At 74.9% G+C, this 573-nt stretch carries 1 protein-coding gene; it reads right to left on the bottom strand.

The window, feature by feature from the left end; genetic code table 11:
* Positions 1-22: 22 nt before the first annotated feature.
* Positions 23-573 (bottom strand): cysteine dioxygenase family protein (locus tag FNX44_RS27490; protein ID WP_438948053.1); only part of this gene is annotated, 551 nt, incomplete at its 5' end.

Below are 573 nucleotides of genomic sequence, written 5' to 3' on the forward strand. Positions count from 1 at the left end.
ACTCGGGGGCGGGAGAGGGCCATCAGCGGTCGGTGGGCAGGTCGTAGATGCGGCGGATGCTGCTGCCGAGTCGGGAGACGTCGGCGCCGTAGACGTGGAGGGATATCGCCCGGCCGGGGCCGGGGTTGCCGACCCGGTGGATGTCGCCGGGAGGGGCGAAGCCGACGACGCTGCCGGTCGGGTTGACGACGTCCTCGGCCGCGCGCAGCCGGGCGGGCGAGTCGTCGGTGGCGGGGACGAGTCGGTAGCGGGTCTCGTGCTCGACGCCCTCGTGGACGCCGGTGACGCACCAGGAGACGTGGTCGTGCACGGAGGTGCGCTGGCCGGGCAGCCACACCAGAGCGACGAGGGAGAAGCCGCCGTCGGGTTCGGCGTGCAGGACGTGCTGCCGGTAGCTGGTGGGGTCGGTGGCGCACTGGCGGTCGGTGAGGAGGTCGGTGGCGCCCAGGTGGGGTGCGATGCGCTCGCCGACGAGGTGGGCGGTGGTGTCCGGTGGCAGGCCCCGGTCGACGACGTCGCGCAGCGAGGTGACGAGCAGGTCGAGGCGGCGGGTGCGGGGCGGGGCCGTGGCGG

The sequence above is a fragment of the Streptomyces alkaliterrae genome, from assembly GCF_007097205.2.
GTDB classification, from domain to species: domain Bacteria; phylum Actinomycetota; class Actinomycetes; order Streptomycetales; family Streptomycetaceae; genus Streptomyces; species Streptomyces alkaliterrae.